The organism is Microcoleus sp. BM001215392 (assembly GCF_036700185.1).
Classification (GTDB): Bacteria; Cyanobacteriota; Cyanobacteriia; order Cyanobacteriales; family Microcoleaceae; genus Microcoleus.
The window spans coordinates 1-15,539 of record NZ_JAUBOJ010000149.1; the positions used below are offsets into that span (position 1 = coordinate 1).

20 protein-coding genes are annotated in these 15,539 nt (G+C 44.6%); 14 read left to right on the top strand and 6 right to left on the bottom strand.

All coding sequences use genetic code 11. The features are described from left to right. The first annotated feature begins 283 nt into the window (after positions 1–283). Positions 284–1,117 (top strand): 1,4-dihydroxy-2-naphthoyl-CoA synthase, encoded by an 834-nt coding sequence (menB, locus tag QT974_RS17060; RefSeq protein ID WP_333469632.1) that lies wholly within the window; start codon positions 284–286, stop codon positions 1,115–1,117. A 146-nt stretch (positions 1,118–1,263) separates the two neighbouring features. Here the strand turns inward: menB and QT974_RS17065 are convergent, their stop codons facing one another. Next, positions 1,264–1,584, bottom strand: coding sequence for a hypothetical protein (locus tag QT974_RS17065; RefSeq protein WP_333469633.1), 321 nt, complete (start codon positions 1,582–1,584; stop codon positions 1,264–1,266). A gap of 582 nt (positions 1,585–2,166) precedes the next feature. Between QT974_RS17065 and QT974_RS17070 the strand changes: the two genes are divergently transcribed. From QT974_RS17070 to QT974_RS17130, 12 genes are all read left to right on the top strand, one after another. Beyond that, positions 2,167–2,292, top strand: a complete 126-nt coding sequence (locus QT974_RS17070) for a hypothetical protein (RefSeq protein WP_333469634.1) — start codon at positions 2,167–2,169, stop codon at positions 2,290–2,292. Positions 2,293–2,454: 162 nt separating this feature from the next. Further along, positions 2,455–2,550, top strand: coding sequence for a hypothetical protein (locus tag QT974_RS17080; RefSeq protein WP_333469635.1), 96 nt, complete (start codon positions 2,455–2,457; stop codon positions 2,548–2,550). A 250-nt stretch (positions 2,551–2,800) separates the two neighbouring features. Further along, positions 2,801–3,607, top strand: a complete 807-nt coding sequence (locus QT974_RS17085; protein WP_333469636.1) for an RNA-guided endonuclease InsQ/TnpB family protein — start codon at positions 2,801–2,803, stop codon at positions 3,605–3,607. A gap of 31 nt (positions 3,608–3,638) precedes the next feature. Next, positions 3,639–4,865, top strand: coding sequence for a hypothetical protein (locus QT974_RS17090; protein WP_333469637.1), 1,227 nt, complete (start codon positions 3,639–3,641; stop codon positions 4,863–4,865). 31 nt (positions 4,866–4,896) lie between these two features. Next, positions 4,897–5,268, top strand: coding sequence for a hypothetical protein (locus QT974_RS17095; protein ID WP_333469638.1), 372 nt, complete (start codon positions 4,897–4,899; stop codon positions 5,266–5,268). A gap of 199 nt (positions 5,269–5,467) precedes the next feature. Further along, a complete protein-coding gene (locus tag QT974_RS17100; RefSeq protein WP_333469639.1) occupies positions 5,468–6,175 on the top strand; it encodes a PspA/IM30 family protein in 708 nt (235 codons plus the stop codon). A gap of 307 nt (positions 6,176–6,482) precedes the next feature. Next, positions 6,483–7,277, top strand: coding sequence for a PspA/IM30 family protein (locus QT974_RS17105; RefSeq protein ID WP_333469640.1), 795 nt, complete (start codon positions 6,483–6,485; stop codon positions 7,275–7,277). Between the two features lie 568 nt (positions 7,278–7,845). Next, entirely contained in the window at positions 7,846–8,919 is a 1,074-nt protein-coding gene (locus QT974_RS17110; RefSeq protein ID WP_333469641.1) for a hypothetical protein, read from the top strand. A gap of 36 nt (positions 8,920–8,955) precedes the next feature. Then, entirely contained in the window at positions 8,956–9,195 is a 240-nt protein-coding gene (locus QT974_RS17115) for a ShlB/FhaC/HecB family hemolysin secretion/activation protein (protein WP_333469642.1), read from the top strand. 474 nt (positions 9,196–9,669) lie between these two features. Then, positions 9,670–9,843, top strand: a complete 174-nt coding sequence (locus QT974_RS17120; protein ID WP_333469643.1) for a hypothetical protein — start codon at positions 9,670–9,672, stop codon at positions 9,841–9,843. A gap of 218 nt (positions 9,844–10,061) precedes the next feature. Then, positions 10,062–10,670 carry a Uma2 family endonuclease gene (locus tag QT974_RS17125; protein WP_333469644.1) on the top strand — a complete coding sequence of 203 codons (609 nt, stop codon included), beginning with the start codon at positions 10,062–10,064 and terminating at the stop codon, positions 10,668–10,670. A 189-nt stretch (positions 10,671–10,859) separates the two neighbouring features. Beyond that, on the top strand, positions 10,860–11,234 hold the full coding sequence (locus QT974_RS17130) for a DUF433 domain-containing protein (RefSeq protein WP_333469645.1): 375 nt from the start codon (positions 10,860–10,862) through the stop codon (positions 11,232–11,234). Positions 11,235–11,326: 92 nt separating this feature from the next. Here QT974_RS17130 and QT974_RS17135 read toward each other — a convergent pair whose 3' ends face one another. The 5 genes from QT974_RS17135 to QT974_RS17155 are packed head-to-tail and all read right to left on the bottom strand — an operon-like array spanning position 11,327 to position 14,516. Next, a complete protein-coding gene (locus QT974_RS17135) occupies positions 11,327–11,815 on the bottom strand; it encodes a hypothetical protein (protein WP_333469646.1) in 489 nt (162 codons plus the stop codon). Between the two features lie 7 nt (positions 11,816–11,822). Next, the gene (locus QT974_RS17140) at positions 11,823–12,935 is read right to left on the bottom strand and encodes an ATP-binding protein (protein ID WP_333469647.1); all 1,113 of its coding nucleotides are present in this window, start codon (positions 12,933–12,935) and stop codon (positions 11,823–11,825) included. A 45-nt stretch (positions 12,936–12,980) separates the two neighbouring features. Beyond that, a complete protein-coding gene (locus QT974_RS17145; RefSeq protein WP_333469648.1) occupies positions 12,981–13,349 on the bottom strand; it encodes a hypothetical protein in 369 nt (122 codons plus the stop codon). Positions 13,350–13,357: 8 nt separating this feature from the next. Next, the gene (locus QT974_RS17150; protein WP_333469649.1) at positions 13,358–13,708 is read right to left on the bottom strand and encodes a hypothetical protein; all 351 of its coding nucleotides are present in this window, start codon (positions 13,706–13,708) and stop codon (positions 13,358–13,360) included. A gap of 7 nt (positions 13,709–13,715) precedes the next feature. Beyond that, positions 13,716–14,516 (bottom strand): hypothetical protein, encoded by an 801-nt coding sequence (locus QT974_RS17155; RefSeq protein WP_333469650.1) that lies wholly within the window; start codon positions 14,514–14,516, stop codon positions 13,716–13,718. Between the two features lie 228 nt (positions 14,517–14,744). On the opposite strand from QT974_RS17155, the gene QT974_RS17160 reads away from it, so the two are divergent. Next, a partial coding sequence (locus QT974_RS17160; RefSeq protein ID WP_333469651.1) for an ATP-binding protein occupies positions 14,745–15,539 on the top strand: 795 nt, incomplete at its 3' end.

The window sequence follows — 15,539 nt, forward strand, 5'->3', positions numbered from 1 at the left end:
TCCCGCCCGTCCTTGATAGACGGGCGGGACGCCCATCCCACAATAAGAGAGTGTAAATTATTTAATTCTCATTCCTACTAAAAGCGAATTATTCCTACCTCGATCGCCCCAGCGCGCTCTCAAATTTCAACTCAACCCCGCATCAGCGGGTACTGTGTCCGCGACGCTGATGAGTGAGTGAATCCTCCCCCAAATTTAGACTCCTGTTGCTACTCCGGTGATTCATCTGCCCTTGTAAATCGAAAAATGGAAAATCGAAAAATGGAAAATCGACTGATTGATTATGCAAATTGAATGGCAAACTGCCAAAACCTACGAAGACATTCTGTATCAAAAAAGTGGCGGCACCGCCAAAATCACCATCAATCGACCTGAGAAACGGAACGCTTTCCGCCCCAAAACCGTGCAGGAACTGTGCGATGCCTTTACTGATGCCCGCGAAGATACAAAAATCGGTGTTGTCCTCTTCACTGGTGCGGGGCCTCATACAGACGGCAAATACGCTTTTTGTGCTGGCGGCGATCAAAGTGTGCGGGGTACTGCCGGATATGTAGACGAAGGTGGCATACCCCGGTTGAACGTACTCGACTTGCAGAAATTGATTCGATCGATGCCCAAAGTTGTGATTGCTTTAGTTGCAGGCTATGCGATCGGCGGCGGTCACGTTTTACACTTAATTTGCGACTTGACGATCGCGGCTGACAATGCTATTTTCGGACAAACCGGGCCCAAAGTGGGCAGTTTCGACGGTGGTTTCGGAGCCAGCTATCTCGCCAGAGCAGTCGGCCAGAAGAAAGCCCGAGAAATTTGGTTTTTGTGCCGGCAGTACAGCGCGCAGCAAGCTCTCGAAATGGGTTTAGTTAACTGCGTCGTGCCCGTCGAACAACTCGAAAAAGAAGGGATGCAGTGGGCGAGCGAAATTCTTTCAAAAAGTCCGATCGCGATTCGGTGTTTAAAATCGGCTTTTAATGCCGACTGCGACGGTCAAGCCGGTCTGCAAGAACTGGCTGGAAATGCCACTTTGCTGTACTATATGACCCAAGAAGGCGCCGAAGGCAAACAAGCCTTTTTGGAAAAACGGGAACCAGATTTCAGTCAATATCCTTGGCTGCCATAGCTGGACAGAAACATCTGTTTTTTTTTGAGGCGATCGTTGATAGCAAAGCAGGTACTAATTTCTAGGAGTTGGTAAAGCCGAATTCAGGCGATCGTCCAAAATAGGAGAGCCGTCAGTAAACTTGGGTTAATTTGTCCTGCTGCGGACTAAACCGAGAGTGCTGCTGCGGATTTTTCGGTTAATGTTGTGCCTGTTAACTGGCAGGCATTGCGATCGGAAACAGCAGAGACGGCAGCCTCCTGCAAAGTCACAGCCTGTTCTTGCCACAGTTCAATTTCTGCTATATTTTCCCAAGACGGCCCAAAAGGCGCAACTGCTAAAGAACAAGCCTTCCACTGACTTTGAACAGGCACGCTCAGCAAGGCGCAAATTCCCCCGCGTCTCCCCTCCGGGGTATAGTGGCGGCAGTGACGACAAGCGGAAGTTAAGGAGGTTTTCATAAAAGTTCTTAGGGAAATCATTTTCATCTCTAATTCTCCTGTGTAGAGCTTGCAGGTTCTAGAGCATCCCAGCCTTTATCCTGTCTGGGTTATAGCGATCCCCAGCACATAATTAAATTTTATTATTTATTTATAATCTTGTTATATATAGAAACAATGGCCTCAGTCTTTCCTCATTTTGTAGCAAAAAAGACAGGTTAAAAGTTTATAAAAGGTCAGGGATCAAGAAAAAGCACAAACACGGAATGACTGTGAGATGTTTAAATAAATCCTTGCTGAGCGCGGCCAAAAGCTCCTGAGAGTCGGCGCGAGCAACCTGCGGGAGACAGCAACAGTTAAGTTTTTAATTGACAGCCTGCGTGAAGGCACGAGGATTCTTTAAAAATCGAGCCGTTAAGCGAAAGCTGGCCCCCCGAGTTCTCGTTGAAGAAAGCTTGCTGAAGGCACCGGCTTTCTACCCAAATTTCCGATCGAAAGATAGCTGTGGGCGATCGACCGCAACCTCGGGGACAGCAGTTACCTTGACGCTAAGACCAGCTAACCATCAGACAGGCAAGTTTGAAAACTTCTGGTTTATATGAAGCTAAACAGACGGGAATCCCTCGCGCGATGGCGGACTCGTTTTGCACGTGGATGAAAGGCTGGCTCGCCTTCGCGACGATTCCACCATCCACTAACCATCAGTTGCTAGACTCCTTGCGATCGATGGTGGATGAGCAAAATTCCTTGACTTGAATGGCTTTTCTATTAATGTTATCATGGTTCCCTACATCGTGATAAATGTGAGACACAAAGTCGTGTTAACAGCGGTTAAAGTCAGAATCTATCCCAGCAAGGAACAGCAGAGCCATCTAGTGCAAGCATGATTGCTGTGTTCGCTGGGTATGGAATCAGTCGTTGCTTACCATGTCCCAAACCTACAAAGAGACAGCGAAAGGGATCTCTGCTTTCACGATGAAAAAACAGATCGAGCGTCTGGAAGACTTAGTATGAATGGCTCAAAGAGTGTTACTCAAGCGTGCCTTCAGTCTTCGGTATTGAATCTGTCTCAAGCATTTATCAACTTCTTTGATGGTCGAACAGCATATCCAACCCTTAAAAAACGTCACGGAAAACAATCGATTGAGTTCCCACGGAACGTTAAAGTTTTGAGTGATAATAAGATCAAATTTCCGGGTAATCTGGGAGAGTCGTCAAGGCTAAAATTCATCGTAAATGGGTGGGTAGCTTGAGAACTGTTACGGTGTCCAAAACACCTGATGGTCGATACTTCGCCTCCTTGTTAATGGAGGACACTACCGACACGCCCATTACAGTGGAAGACGGGAAAGCTATTGGCATCGATCTGGGATTGCTTAACTGTGTTGTCACGTCTGAGGGTTCCAAATTCCAGAATCCTCGACATCTCAAGAAGCATGAGCGCAATCTAAAACGCAAACAACGTAAATTGTCTCGTAAAAAAGACAAGACTACCAACAAGCGACGTAAGGCTAAATTGGCGGCCGCTAAAATTAACTCTAAAATTGCTAGAGTTCGCGCGGATTTCCGACATAAACTATCCCGCAAGATAGTCGATGAAAACCAAATCATTGTCGGAGAAAATCTGGCAGTAAAAAATATGGTGAAGCACGATCGCCTGGCCCGATCCATCAGCGATGCTGGCTGGGGGATGCTGTGTAGTATGCTCAGGTACAAAGCCGAAGCAGATGGTAAAGTCTACCTAGAAGTCTGTCGATTTTTTCCGTCGTCACACCTTTGTTCTGAAACCTTACTGTCATTGCCTCATATGGATCTATCTGTTCGTGAATTTAACTGTCCCCATTGCGGGAATCGGCACGATAGAGAGATTAATGCGGCAATCAATATCAGAAATGAAGGCTTGCGGATATTGGCGTTGGGAACCAGCGCTACTGCCCGGGCGAGGCAATGTCAGACCAAAGCAGTATGGGCGAAAGTCTACTACTGCCCTTGGCAGTTGCTCTTGAATTGGGAAGCCCGCAGCATATCGGTACTCCGATTGCTGGCGGGTAGTTCACAATCTAAACATTAAAATCAATTCAGAGGCGGTAGGAGTTTTGGTAATGAGTAAGCGTTCTTCGGTGGAATCCCCAAATCATCAATCCTCATCAACCCCAATCAAGCCTGCTTTGCAAGCAGTGCTGGGGTCTATGGATGTCAATCTAGAAGCAGAGCTGACAACCTATAGAAGGCACAGGCGGCGCGCCGAACAGTGGGTGTCGCCATCAGTTCGCGGCGGCAAGCAAACAGCCACAACCGAGCAACAGCAGACCCAAAACCAGCAGGCGACGGTTGCAGAGGCAACTCAGCAGCCGCTGTCGCTGCCCCTATCCATTGCGGGATCTCAGGGCGATGCACCGCTAATAACTACTAGGGGTGGCACAAAATTATCTAGCAGCGGCCCGGCACCCAACAATTATCTCGAATCAAGCGAAAAACTGATCGAAAGTTTGGACGAACCAAAAGCCGAACCAGCAGAAGAACGCAGTTTGGCCGCGAGTCTGTTAACTCCCTTGGGACTGAGTTCGATGCTGCTGTTTCTGATGTCTTGCACAGCCTTGGGTTACGCAGTCATGCACCCGTCTAGTCTGGCTAAAATCGCTGGGCTGAACCGTTTGCTCGATCGCACCGCCCCCTCAAGCAGCGAAAGTCCCACAGCCGCGGCGATCTCAGATACCAGCACCAAAGAACTGCCAAAAGCTCCAAATCTGGCATCCAAAGAATTTGTCGAGTTAGATTTGAGCACTCTCAGCAACGTCAAGCCGACAGCCAGCCCGATTGCTTCCCCGTCGCCGAAAGCATCGATACCGCCTAATCCGGCAGCACCTCCTGCCCCCATTGGGGCTGTGCCGATTCCGACAGAAGACGGGAACCCAGCCAGAGGTAGGGAACAGGGACTCAACAATCTCAGCACGGCTTTGCTTCCCAGTCCCAGCCCCAGCGCCGCCCAGTCTGTCCCGACACTACCAACACTGCCTCCAACGCCCTCAGCCGGGCCTGCGGTAACAGCACCGGCGACAGTATCCCCGGCCGCAACAGCACCGGCGCCCGCCTCCGCCCCGCTAGGAAGGCCGACACGCGCTAGCGACGGTTTCTATTACGTTGTCACCGATTACACCAACGAAAAATCTCTGCAACAAGCCAGAACGGCAGTTCCCGATGCCTACGTGCGGAATTTCTCAAAGGGTGTCAAGATCCAAATGGGGGCTTTGAACGATGCTGGCTCAGCAGAACGTTTGGCAAAGGAACTCCAAGCAAAAGGGGTGAAGCCGCAATATTATCAGCCATAAACTAGGTAAAGCGTGAAAAACTTTAACTAAATTGTTAGACAAAGCTAAACCGTACTGGATGTTTTGTCTAACACTAAATCTGTTTTTGAATTGTCAGCAGTCAGCAGTCAGCAGTCAGCAGTCAGCAGTCAGTGGTCAGCAGTCAGTGGTCAGCAGTCATAAGGAAGAAGGAAGAAGGAAGAAGGAAGAAGGAAGAAGGAAGAAGGAAGAAGGAAGTTCGGCAACGAGCAATGTGCGGGAGTTAAGGGATGTAACGGATAGAATTCCGGATTACCCATCATTGATTACCGATTACCCATCAGTTCTGCCGTCATTAGGAAGAAGGAATTCGTCAAGCGTGAAGTCGGAAGAAGGAAGAAGGAAGAAAGAAGAAGGAAGAAAAAATACACAGCAAGCTTTGTAGCTAGCAGTGTTTGAGGCTGAATTAGGTGTATTTACTTGCAGTTGCAAGAAGAATGCAAATGTATGCTGGTACTCAGAACCATGAGATCGATCGTTTATTCCCAATGCTTCAATGCTTCAATTCGGCAATTTTCCAATCAAAAATCGTATCGCTTTCGGGTTCTAAATGTAAAATTTAATAAAATGGGGACTTAGGTAAAATGGGATTATTCGATCGCCTGTGGCGAGTGATTCGAGCCAATATAAACAGTTTGGTCGGGGCGTCCGAAGATCCAGAAAAAATTCTGGAACAGGCTGTAATGGATATGCAGGAAGATTTAATCCAGCTTAGACAAGCGGTGGCCGGGGCGATTGCAGCTCAAAAACGCACCGAACGCCAGTCCTCTCAAGCTGAGTCTACAGCGGCAGAATGGTACCAGCGGGCGCAGCTAGCTTTGCAAAAAGGTGAGGAAAATTTGGCGCGGGAAGCCCTGACGCGAAAAAAATCCTATCAAGAAACGGCAACGGCGATGCAAGCGAGTCTCGGACAGCAAAATGCTGTGGTGACTCAACTTAAAGAAAATATGCGATCGCTCGAAAGTAAAATTTCTGAGGCAAAATCAAAAAAAGATATGTATATTGCCCGAGCTCGATCGGCAAAAGCATCGGAAAGACTGCAAGAAATGATGGGAAATCTCAGTACCGGCAGCGCTTTGAACGCGTTTGAACGGATGGAAGAGAAAGTCATGCAGCTAGAAGCTCGCTCCGAAGCAATTGCAGAACTCGGAACTAACGATTTAGAAAAGAAGTTTCTGTCTCTCGAAAGTGCCGGCGATGTCGATGCCGAGTTGAAGGCGATGAAAGCACAAATGCTTCCAGGTCAGAATCATACGCCCAAATTGCCCTCCGGCGAGCCGCCTGCATCCTAAAAGCCACGCGCGCGCAGCAAAATAGTTTGTACTCCTCAAAAACTTGGCAACAGCGCAGCTAGAGATAGCGCGCAACAAAGTGTTGGGGGAATTCCCGGATCGAAGTTAAACTCAATAGATAGGTGCATGAATAAGCTTGCCTGCATCACTGACTCGATCGCTTTAAACTAGATTTATCTGTCTGTAAAAATTGCCAAAAACTAAATCGCCCTAAAAATCCGACCCACTGAGTCTCACAATGGCGGGCTAGCGCTCTCAACCCTGCTGGCCGCTTACCTCGTACACCTCACCCAGGAAATATAGCATTATGGGATTATTTGACCGCATTAGCCGAGTCGTCAGAGCCAATCTTAACGATATGGTCAACAAAGCTGAAGATCCGGAAAAGATTTTAGAACAGTCCGTGACGGATATGCAGGAAGACTTGGTGCAGTTGCGTCAGGCCGTTGCCAGCGCGATCGCTACTCAAAAGCGCACCCAAACTCAGTACAATCAAGCAGAATCCCAGTCTAACCAGTGGCAGCAGCGTGCGGGGCTCGCCCTGCAAAAAGGAGACGAGACTTTGGCGCGGGAAGCGCTGGTGCGCAAAAAGTCTCACGCTGAAACAGCGGCTACGCTCAAAGCCAGTCTGGAACAGCAATCGGGTCAAGTCGAAAGCCTCAAGCGCAACTTGATCGGTTTGGAGAGCAAGATTTCCGAAGCTAAGACGAAGAAGGATATGCTCAAGGCGAGGATTTCCGCGGCTAAAGCTCAGGAACAGCTTAACAATACCATTGGCTCCCTCAATACCGGCAGTTCAATGGCAGCTTTCGATCGCATGGAAGAAAAAGTTTTGCAGATAGAAGCTCGCGCGGGAGCTTCAGCAGAACTGGCTGCGGGCGGTAGCAATTTAGAAGAACAGTTCCGCTTGCTAGAAAGTGGCGGCGATGTTGACGACGAGTTGGCTCAGATGAAGGCTCAACTGGCCGGAGGTTCTGTATCTCAGGGTCAATTGCCGGCAGCGGGTAAAACTGCTACCACTGCTGCCGCTAGCAGCTCGGAGTCGAGTCCGGTGATTGATGCTGAGTTGGAAGAATTGCGATCGCAGCTCAATAAAATGTAATCAGCTCTATCAAAATTCACCTATTTCTCAGATAACCCGCCCAAAAACGGCTACCGTCCCCCGACAGCTTAGGGTCAAATCCCAAAATTTTAGACGGCTGTTCAAGCTCCAAATTCACGGCGCTGCAAGTAAATCTAAAATCGCTCGACGCTCGCGAAGCACTCCGCCGAAAATCTCAAACTTCTTGGCACAGCGAAGCCGAAGAATTTAAAATCGACTGCTAGCTTTGATAAAATGCTCCGCCCACCTACAGCCTGAGCTTGTGGAGGTCGGAGCTTTTTTTATCAACTATTTAACAAAGCACTAACAATACTTTTTGTCAAGTATATTTATGTTGAATTAAACAGTTAAGTCTTAAACAAAAGTGATAAAGTTACTTTAATCTTTGCAATGGCGGCGGTCACGCCCCTCGTAAGTGTAAATAACTATTAAATATTGATAACTTGTCATGCCCCTGCCACATTCCAGAGGGTTTTGTAAAATCAAATTTTTCAGGGTATTAGCGCTTTGTTGTTCAATTGCAGCTATTTGCCCCACATCCCTAGCAACTCCAAGTGCTGGCGAGTCGATGGTTGCTGGCGAGTCAGGTGGCCGATCGCCAATTGTGAAGAATTTACAGTCTCAATTAGGACTTAACCCAGAAACAGCAGACGATCGCGATCGGCTTTTTAGGGATTTATACTCAGATTCAGAACTAGATATACACAGTAAAGAGCAAGAAAACAACATCCGGGAATTGGCGGCTCTTGCCCAAAGTCAGACCCCAGAAACTCTCGCCGGGTTGCCGAACCGAGGAGACAACAGACAAGAAATTCCGATTCCCAACCTGTTGCGGCAAACTCTGCCTCTGGCGAGAAAACCAGCGCCACCAGTGCCCCTGACTCCTAAAAAACAACCTGTACCGCCTGCTGCGGCCCGGGGACAGCGTGAAAAATTAACCAACATTCCGGGTAGAATCACAGTCGATCGATTTGAAGTAGCCGGCAGCACCATCTTTAGCAAAGGGCGACTTAATTCTAACTGCGCCAGCAGCCGATTAGCCACTTCCACGCCAGGCCCGCTGAACGAACAGCGATCGTTAGAAGCTCTGCAACTGCTGCAATTTAGCAGCCAATTTGAAAATATTTCAGCAGAATTGCCAGCGGGTTCTCCAGGGCGTTTGAATTTGCTGCTAGCCCGAGTTAGAGAAGCAAAAACTTTCCATGCTGGGATTTTTACTGACAATTCTATCTCTTCGAGCATCCGGAGTTGGTGGCGCGGTGCCGAAGTCCGCGAGGCTAATTTGTCAGGTTTGGGAGATACTGCGAGTTGGATTTATGCAAATATTCAAAGCAGCAATACTTTAGATTTTAATTACACGCTCCCGGTAAATTCGCGCCACGGTAATGTGAGTTTTCATTCCGATCGGAGCAAAAACAATCTTGTTGAGCCAGCCTTGGAAATTTTAGATATTGAGGCGTCAAGTCGCACTGACGATTCGAGTTACCGCCAGCGGGTGCAAACTCCCACAACAGAAATCGCCGTCGGTATCGGTGCTGGGAGGAGAGAAACCGATACATCTTTGCTGGGAGTGGATTTTGTGCTGTCGCCCCGGGTTAAGGCTCGGAGTCAATTGCTGTACCTGCGGTTGTTTGCTCCCTAGGGGCTGGTAGTTGGGCGATCGGATGTGCAGTTGGCAATGGCTGAGCTGTTGTCGATCGAACAATTTGGTTTGGGCGGCTCGGAGATAGTGCGGGGCTACCGTCATAATTGTTTGGTGGCCGAAACCCAGTTGCGGTATCCGATGTTTTACATCGGCGACAAAAAAGGTGTTTTGCAGGTGACGGCGTTTGTGGATTTTGGCAATGTTGGGAATAATGGCCCAACGGTGGCTCTGCAACCGAATAGTTTGCTGTCACAGGGATTGGGCCTGCGGTGACAGTACGGCGAGAGCTTGAATGCTCGGTTCGGCTAGGGCATTCCTGTGATTGGGATGAAGTCGGGCGAGAGTTGGCAAGAACGCGGGGTGTATTTTTCAGTAGAATTCAAGCCTTTTTAGGAAAGCAGCCGTTTTACTGTTGACCCAAGCGAGCAATTCCGCTATATAGTAATAAGTATCATTTGGCACTCGTCTGTAGCTGCCAATAGTGCATTTTACTGATAATTTTTACATTAAACTATGTCTAAGGTACGGTTGCTGCTGTTAAGTTCTTTTGCTTCCGGTTTTGGGTGTTGCTCAATCATTTTGGCAATATTTACCATGACTTCCGGGCTGTCGTTTACGTCTTTTTTTACCTTTGTGTTAACTTTGGTATTTTTTGCAATTAATCTAATTTTTGCTTTGCATTATTATACATCAATTTCCAAACAGTTGAGTGTCAGAGGCAAAAGAAAAGCGAGAATTTGAGGTTTTATGAAGAAGGATATTGAACAAGAAATGGAATACGAATTACTTGCTGAGTATGACTTTGCTCGGATGAAAGCAGGTGTTATAGGCAAGTATATTGAGCGATATCGTGCAGGGACAAACTTGGTGATTTTAGACCCCGATATTGCCCAAGCTTTTCCTAATGATGCAGCGCCGTGAATGACGCATTGAGGATGTTAATCAAAATTGCACAGCGCCAGCAGTCAAATACTGCGGTTCAGGGAAGCCACGAACGATCTCTACTTTGATAACGCGATGTCAGGAAATTGTGCGATCGCCCATATTATTTCCCGAAAAAGCGATCGCCTCTGGGTTGAGACAATTATCTAGCTGTCAGCCATAATTATTTAAAGTCTAATTATTTACGAGGTGCGATCGTGGTCATTGCTCAAACCAACCCGCCAAATCTGACCGATGCAACAAAGACTCGCTTCACTCCAGATGAATACCGGGCGATCGAGGAAACCGCCGAAGAACGTCACGAATATTGTAACGGAGAGATTATTACTATGTCAGGAGGTTCCCCCGCTCACAGCCGTATTACCGTAGACATTACGACTTTTCTTAACATGGCTGTGCGAGACACAAATTTTCAAATCTATAACGGCGATCTACGAATTTGGATTCCTAGTTTCAATCACGGAACTTATCCCGATGTTACGGTAATTGATGGCGAACCAGAGTTCAATGGATCTCGCACGGATGAAATTATCAATCCTTTACTGGTTGTCGAGGTTCTTTCGCCCTCTACGGAAGCCTACGATCGAGGTGAAAAGTTCCGAAAATATCGCTCTCTTGCTAGTTTTTGTGAATATCTGCTGGTGAGTCAAACTGAACCATATATTGAGCAATATCACAACCTCGATCGCCAAAGTAGCGATCGCTGGCAATGGCAAGTATACGATGGGATCGATCGGGCGATCGAGCTGCACAGCTTGAATATACAGCTTCCGTTGGCTGAAGTCTACCGCCGGATTAGTCTTTAAGGGCGATCGGGTGACACTTATCATCAAAGTTAACGATGCTTGTGGTTCGCTCTTCTCAATGTATACAACAATTGCATAAAAGCATTCACCGCATCATATTCATCGGCTCTTCGCAAAACTCGATCGCAAATCCAGGACTTGCAAGTAATCAGCTACTAATATAGAGATAACTTCGAGGAGGCTATAAAAATGACAACTATATCCAAAGAACCTAGAGCGATCGTCCGTACAGAAAGAGGACTGGCGATCGCAGGTACGCGCATCACGATCTACGACATCATGGACTATGTGACGGCTCAATATCCGCCCAAGTTTATCAGGGGATTGTTCGATCTGACAGAGGAACAAATTAACGCAGCTTTAGCTTATATTGAGGCAAATCGCGCTGATGTTGAAGCTGAGTATCAAATGGTGCTTAAAGAAGCTGAGGAACTGCGGCTGTACTACGAAGAAAAAAATCGCGATATGATTGCTCGAATTGCCGCTCAGCCACCAAGACCAGGAACGGAAGCTGCATGGGAAAAGCTTCGAGCAGCCAAGGCCAAGTTTAAGTCTCAGGCATGATTTTTTTTGGCGATAGTAATCTCAATAAATTATACTAAAAATGATTGCCAAACTGAATAAATACAGACTTAAAATATTTAAATTGATAATAACTATCTACAATTATTAGAATTGGGAGTTCGAGAGATACTTATTCTCTGACCATAACCAAGGTAAGCAGTGCGGAAGTTTTTAGATTTAAGTATGGCTACAAATTGATTCGCTTTAGAAGGATTATAAAATGAAGCAACTATAATTTTATTGACCGATGGATCGTAGGCAGCATCACAACAGTACAACTGGCGAATTTGTGTGAGATTCGATTCATTATAATCTACATAAACAGGATACCAAGTTCCTGTTCCTCCGGCACTTTTATCTCCACAAAAACTCATCGGAAAATTGAAAGGAGAATAATTTGTTTTATTTTGCTGATAAGTTTGCTGATAACGAGGAGAATTAGTTTGACATTTGCTGAAAATAATTGTCACAAATAAACCAGCGATTATTGAAAAAATCCATCTCCTTTTGTTATGCTTGCCTGCCTGATGTCTTTGCAGAGCTTTCAAAATTCTCCGTTCTAAATCTCTGTTATCACTCATAATTAACTTATTCTTTTTGCTCGTTTAAAGCTGCTTGCACTTTTTGTCGAACTGCTTCAGTTTCCTCTGGTGTAAGTCTTTCTGATGCAGGTTTAACATTAATGCGGGCTGTTTTAATGTGTTCTATTGACCTAAGTAAATCGCTGAGTTCAATCTCCTCTTTTCTTTGACGTGCAACTCTCATAGCTGCATCAATAACAGCATTTTTGATATCACGACCACAAACGTCATCTACTTTTGCAAGTTTCTCTATAGATAGATTTTTGAATCCTGGCAGCTTTTGGGGGAGATGTTTTCGCCAAATTTGCTGGCGACCTTTTTCGTCTGGCATGGGAAATTTTACGTGACGCACCCGTGTTTCAAAGGCTTTATCATAGTTCTCAACTAAATTTGTAGAAAAAATTACAACACCACGAAATCGCTCTAAACAAATTAGCAACTGACTCCGCATAGAATTTATGGCTTGCTCTGAACCTTGATTAACATTAGTGAGTCTTTTTGACAGGAGTGAGTCAGCTTCATCTATAAATAATAAAGCCCCTTCTCGCTCTGCTGCTATAAAAATTGCTTCCACATTTTTTGGTCCTTCGCCGTGATACATACTTTCTATTTGTGCATAACTAGCCACTAAAATCTGGCGATTTATTTTCGAGGCAATTGCGTGTGCAGCTAATGTCTTCCCAGTTCCAGGGAGACCGTGAAAGTTTAGAGCCGTTCGAGGGAAAGGCTCTATTTCCCTAAGACCCCACTCATCGAAAACTTTAGCCTCTAACTCAATTAAGTCAACTGCTAAAAGTAATTCATCCTCTACTTCTTGAGTAATGACTAATTGCTCAAAAGTAAATAAAGGTTGTCCGGCTTTATACTTCTGAGCGCGTTCTTCCGGTGACAGGTCATTGTCAGATTTTTTCTGATTGGTGTCACTGGTATTCGCAGCCAATTTTTCACTATTTTTGTCAATTTCTGATGCAGTACCAATAGTAATCTGGATTTGCTCAATACCAGTTTCATCCAGTAGCTTATTGACTGCATTCAAAAGTCTATTTTGACAAAGACGTGCTGCAACTTCTGGTATTCGATCGGGAATACCATCAACCCAAATAGAGCGACTTTGATTCATATCCTGCTAAATATTATTTGTAGGGACGCAATAACCTTTACTAAACTATTTCCAAAAGGAAATTCCATTTTTGATTGTCGGAGCGACAGAATTAGCTTGAATTACTCTTGCATCATAAATCCTGGAATTTTTAGTATCAAAAATACCTTGAAATATTTTGTAACCACCACTGTCCATAGGTTGGCAAATAACAAAACCAACATATTCTGTTTCTTGAAAAGAACGACGATCGTTCTCAACCAGCAAATAGGCAAAGTTTCTAAACCAGCTCAATATTATCTGAGCAGTTAAATCTGCAAAATAAACTGTTACATAAATACCAGCAGAAACACCAGCAGAAACTGCTGCCCTTAATAAAATAAATAGGGGATCTTTATCTTCAGGAAATTCAGGACTAGCAATTTTTTTGTTCATAGTTTACTTTATTGCCAAAACGCAACTTCCTTTCTTCCATAGCTATGAGCCTGCTTGATTGTCGTATCAACAGAATCAGATCGAATAACTCTTGCATCATAAATTTTTTGATTTTTGTTATCAAAAATACCCTCAACTACGTTGTAATCACCAGTTGCCATTGCTTGTTGAACCGTAAAAGCAACATACTCTCTATTTTGAAAAGAGCGGCGATCGTTTTCAACTAGCAAATAGGCAAACTTTCTAAACCACTCATAGATTATCTGAGCAGTTAAGTTGGCAAAATAAACAGTTGCATAAATACCAGCAGAAACTCCTGCCCATACCGCAGTCCAAATTAATATAGTGAATGGATCCATCTTCTCTTTACTCCACAATGATTAGTTGTTTTGTTCCAAAAATTTCCAACAGTTCATCGTCTAATTGTCTTGCTACTAACTGACGACCATAGGGAACACGATTGGAACTAAGAACTACTTGATTATTTTTGTCCAGAAATACTTGTGCTAACTGATAGCCTTGGGCATGATGTTGACGTAAAATAGCCCCTTTTCGTATTCTAGAATCGTGTGGACGATTGGTTATAAAGTATTCAATTGTGTCTTCATAGGTAATTATTGGTATAACTTGTTGTATTTTTGCAACCTTTTTAATGGTGTCTTCATAGGAGATTATTGGTGTAAGTTCAGGCGTTTTTACAACGTTACGAAACCATTCAACAAACTCTAAGACTATATCTTGAGAAAGTGGAAATTCAGCTCCACGAGATGCTTGAGGCTTCAACTCAATGGCAATTAATTCTCTCTCCCCCAATACTTCAATTAATTTCTTATCTAGTTCTTTGGCAACCAACTGACGACCATAAGGTATTCCATTAGAACGACAAATAAGGTTATTATTTTCGTCTAAAAATACCTGTCCTAAAAATTGCCCTTCGGGATGCTCTTGGCGAATAATTGCTCCTTTTTTTACATTAGGAGTCCCTGGGCGATCGCTCTGGAAATAACTTATAGCCTCGTCAAAGCTTATCTCTTCTAAGACTTTAGGTATCCCCTGAATGTCTGGCGACCATTTATTGAACTCGCCAACTATCCGTTCCACATCCTCGGAAGTGATTTTACGCTCTCCCTGAGAGGTGTTTTTGACAAACCAGTCAAACCATGTCATATGTCCTCCAGAGCATTTGATAACGTATAGATTTTTACTAGATTTTTTGTATCTGTCCTTATTTTATTTTAATATGAAAATTTCTTTTTGCATATTCATAAAAGTGTGATTTAGTGTATAATTATTTTTTATTATTCTATTGTCGATGGCAATAAAAAGTGTTGTTTAGCTGGCAAAATGTTATAAAGTGTGATATAGTGATATTGAAAAATAAACCAACTTTTAGCTATGGATATCGAAGAGGTTTTACAATGGACTGACGAGCAAGTATTTGTGAAAAAGGAAAAACATCTTGATTCATTACAAAGATGTATATTAAAGGAAGTTTGGGAAGGTGAGAGATATCCTAAAATAGCTATAAAGTGCAATCGTAGTGAAGATCATATTAAACAAGTTGCTAGAAAATTATGGAAGATGCTCTCTGAGATTTTGGAAGAAGATATTAAACAATCTAATGTTCGCTCTATTTTAGAAAGCAAAGCAGTATCTAGTATTTACAATTTTGGTAACTCTTCACAGATTGTTAATAGTAAAATTAATAGAACTCATATCAATATTTGTGGAGAAAAATGGCAAGATGCAGAAGAGGCTAAACACCGATCGCCCTCACCCCCTGACTCTCCCCAAAATCAAGCCCGATCGCCCATAATCGATTTAACAGACGCACCCGAATTAACTTACTTTTACGATCGCACTTCAGAACTCTCCACCCTCAAACAATGGATTGTACAAGCCCACACCCGCTTGATTACCATCTACGGCTTAAGCGGAATTGGTAAAAGCGCGATCGCCCTCAAACTCATCGAACAAATTCAGACCGAATTTGATTATATTATTTGGTTAAGCCTCACCAACACTCCCACACTTTCAACCCTCCAAACCGAACTCAAGCAATTTTTTGGGCGATCGCCACAACCCCCATTACCCACAATCATCGATTATTTTCGATCTTCTCGCTGTTTAGTAATCCTTGATGACGTACAGAATATTTTTAAAAGCAGTCAATTAGCAGGTCAATATTTA

Coding starts and splice junctions, on each gene's coding strand:
- menB (WP_333469632.1), top strand. CDS start 284: ATGCAAATTGAATGGCAAACTGCCAAAACCTACGAAGACATTCTGTAT.
- QT974_RS17065 (WP_333469633.1), bottom strand. CDS start 1,584: ATGAAAATGATTTCCCTAAGAACTTTTATGAAAACCTCCTTAACTTCC.
- QT974_RS17070 (WP_333469634.1), top strand. CDS start 2,167: ATGGCGGACTCGTTTTGCACGTGGATGAAAGGCTGGCTCGCCTTCGCG.
- QT974_RS17090 (WP_333469637.1), top strand. CDS start 3,639: ATGAGTAAGCGTTCTTCGGTGGAATCCCCAAATCATCAATCCTCATCA.
- QT974_RS17100 (WP_333469639.1), top strand. CDS start 5,468: ATGGGATTATTCGATCGCCTGTGGCGAGTGATTCGAGCCAATATAAAC.
- QT974_RS17105 (WP_333469640.1), top strand. CDS start 6,483: ATGGGATTATTTGACCGCATTAGCCGAGTCGTCAGAGCCAATCTTAAC.
- QT974_RS17110 (WP_333469641.1), top strand. CDS start 7,846: ATGGTTGCTGGCGAGTCAGGTGGCCGATCGCCAATTGTGAAGAATTTA.
- QT974_RS17115 (WP_333469642.1), top strand. CDS start 8,956: ATGGCTGAGCTGTTGTCGATCGAACAATTTGGTTTGGGCGGCTCGGAG.
- QT974_RS17120 (WP_333469643.1), top strand. CDS start 9,670: ATGAAGAAGGATATTGAACAAGAAATGGAATACGAATTACTTGCTGAG.
- QT974_RS17130 (WP_333469645.1), top strand. CDS start 10,860: ATGACAACTATATCCAAAGAACCTAGAGCGATCGTCCGTACAGAAAGA.
- QT974_RS17135 (WP_333469646.1), bottom strand. CDS start 11,815: ATGAGTGATAACAGAGATTTAGAACGGAGAATTTTGAAAGCTCTGCAA.
- QT974_RS17140 (WP_333469647.1), bottom strand. CDS start 12,935: ATGAATCAAAGTCGCTCTATTTGGGTTGATGGTATTCCCGATCGAATA.
- QT974_RS17145 (WP_333469648.1), bottom strand. CDS start 13,349: ATGAACAAAAAAATTGCTAGTCCTGAATTTCCTGAAGATAAAGATCCC.
- QT974_RS17150 (WP_333469649.1), bottom strand. CDS start 13,708: ATGGATCCATTCACTATATTAATTTGGACTGCGGTATGGGCAGGAGTT.
- QT974_RS17155 (WP_333469650.1), bottom strand. CDS start 14,516: ATGACATGGTTTGACTGGTTTGTCAAAAACACCTCTCAGGGAGAGCGT.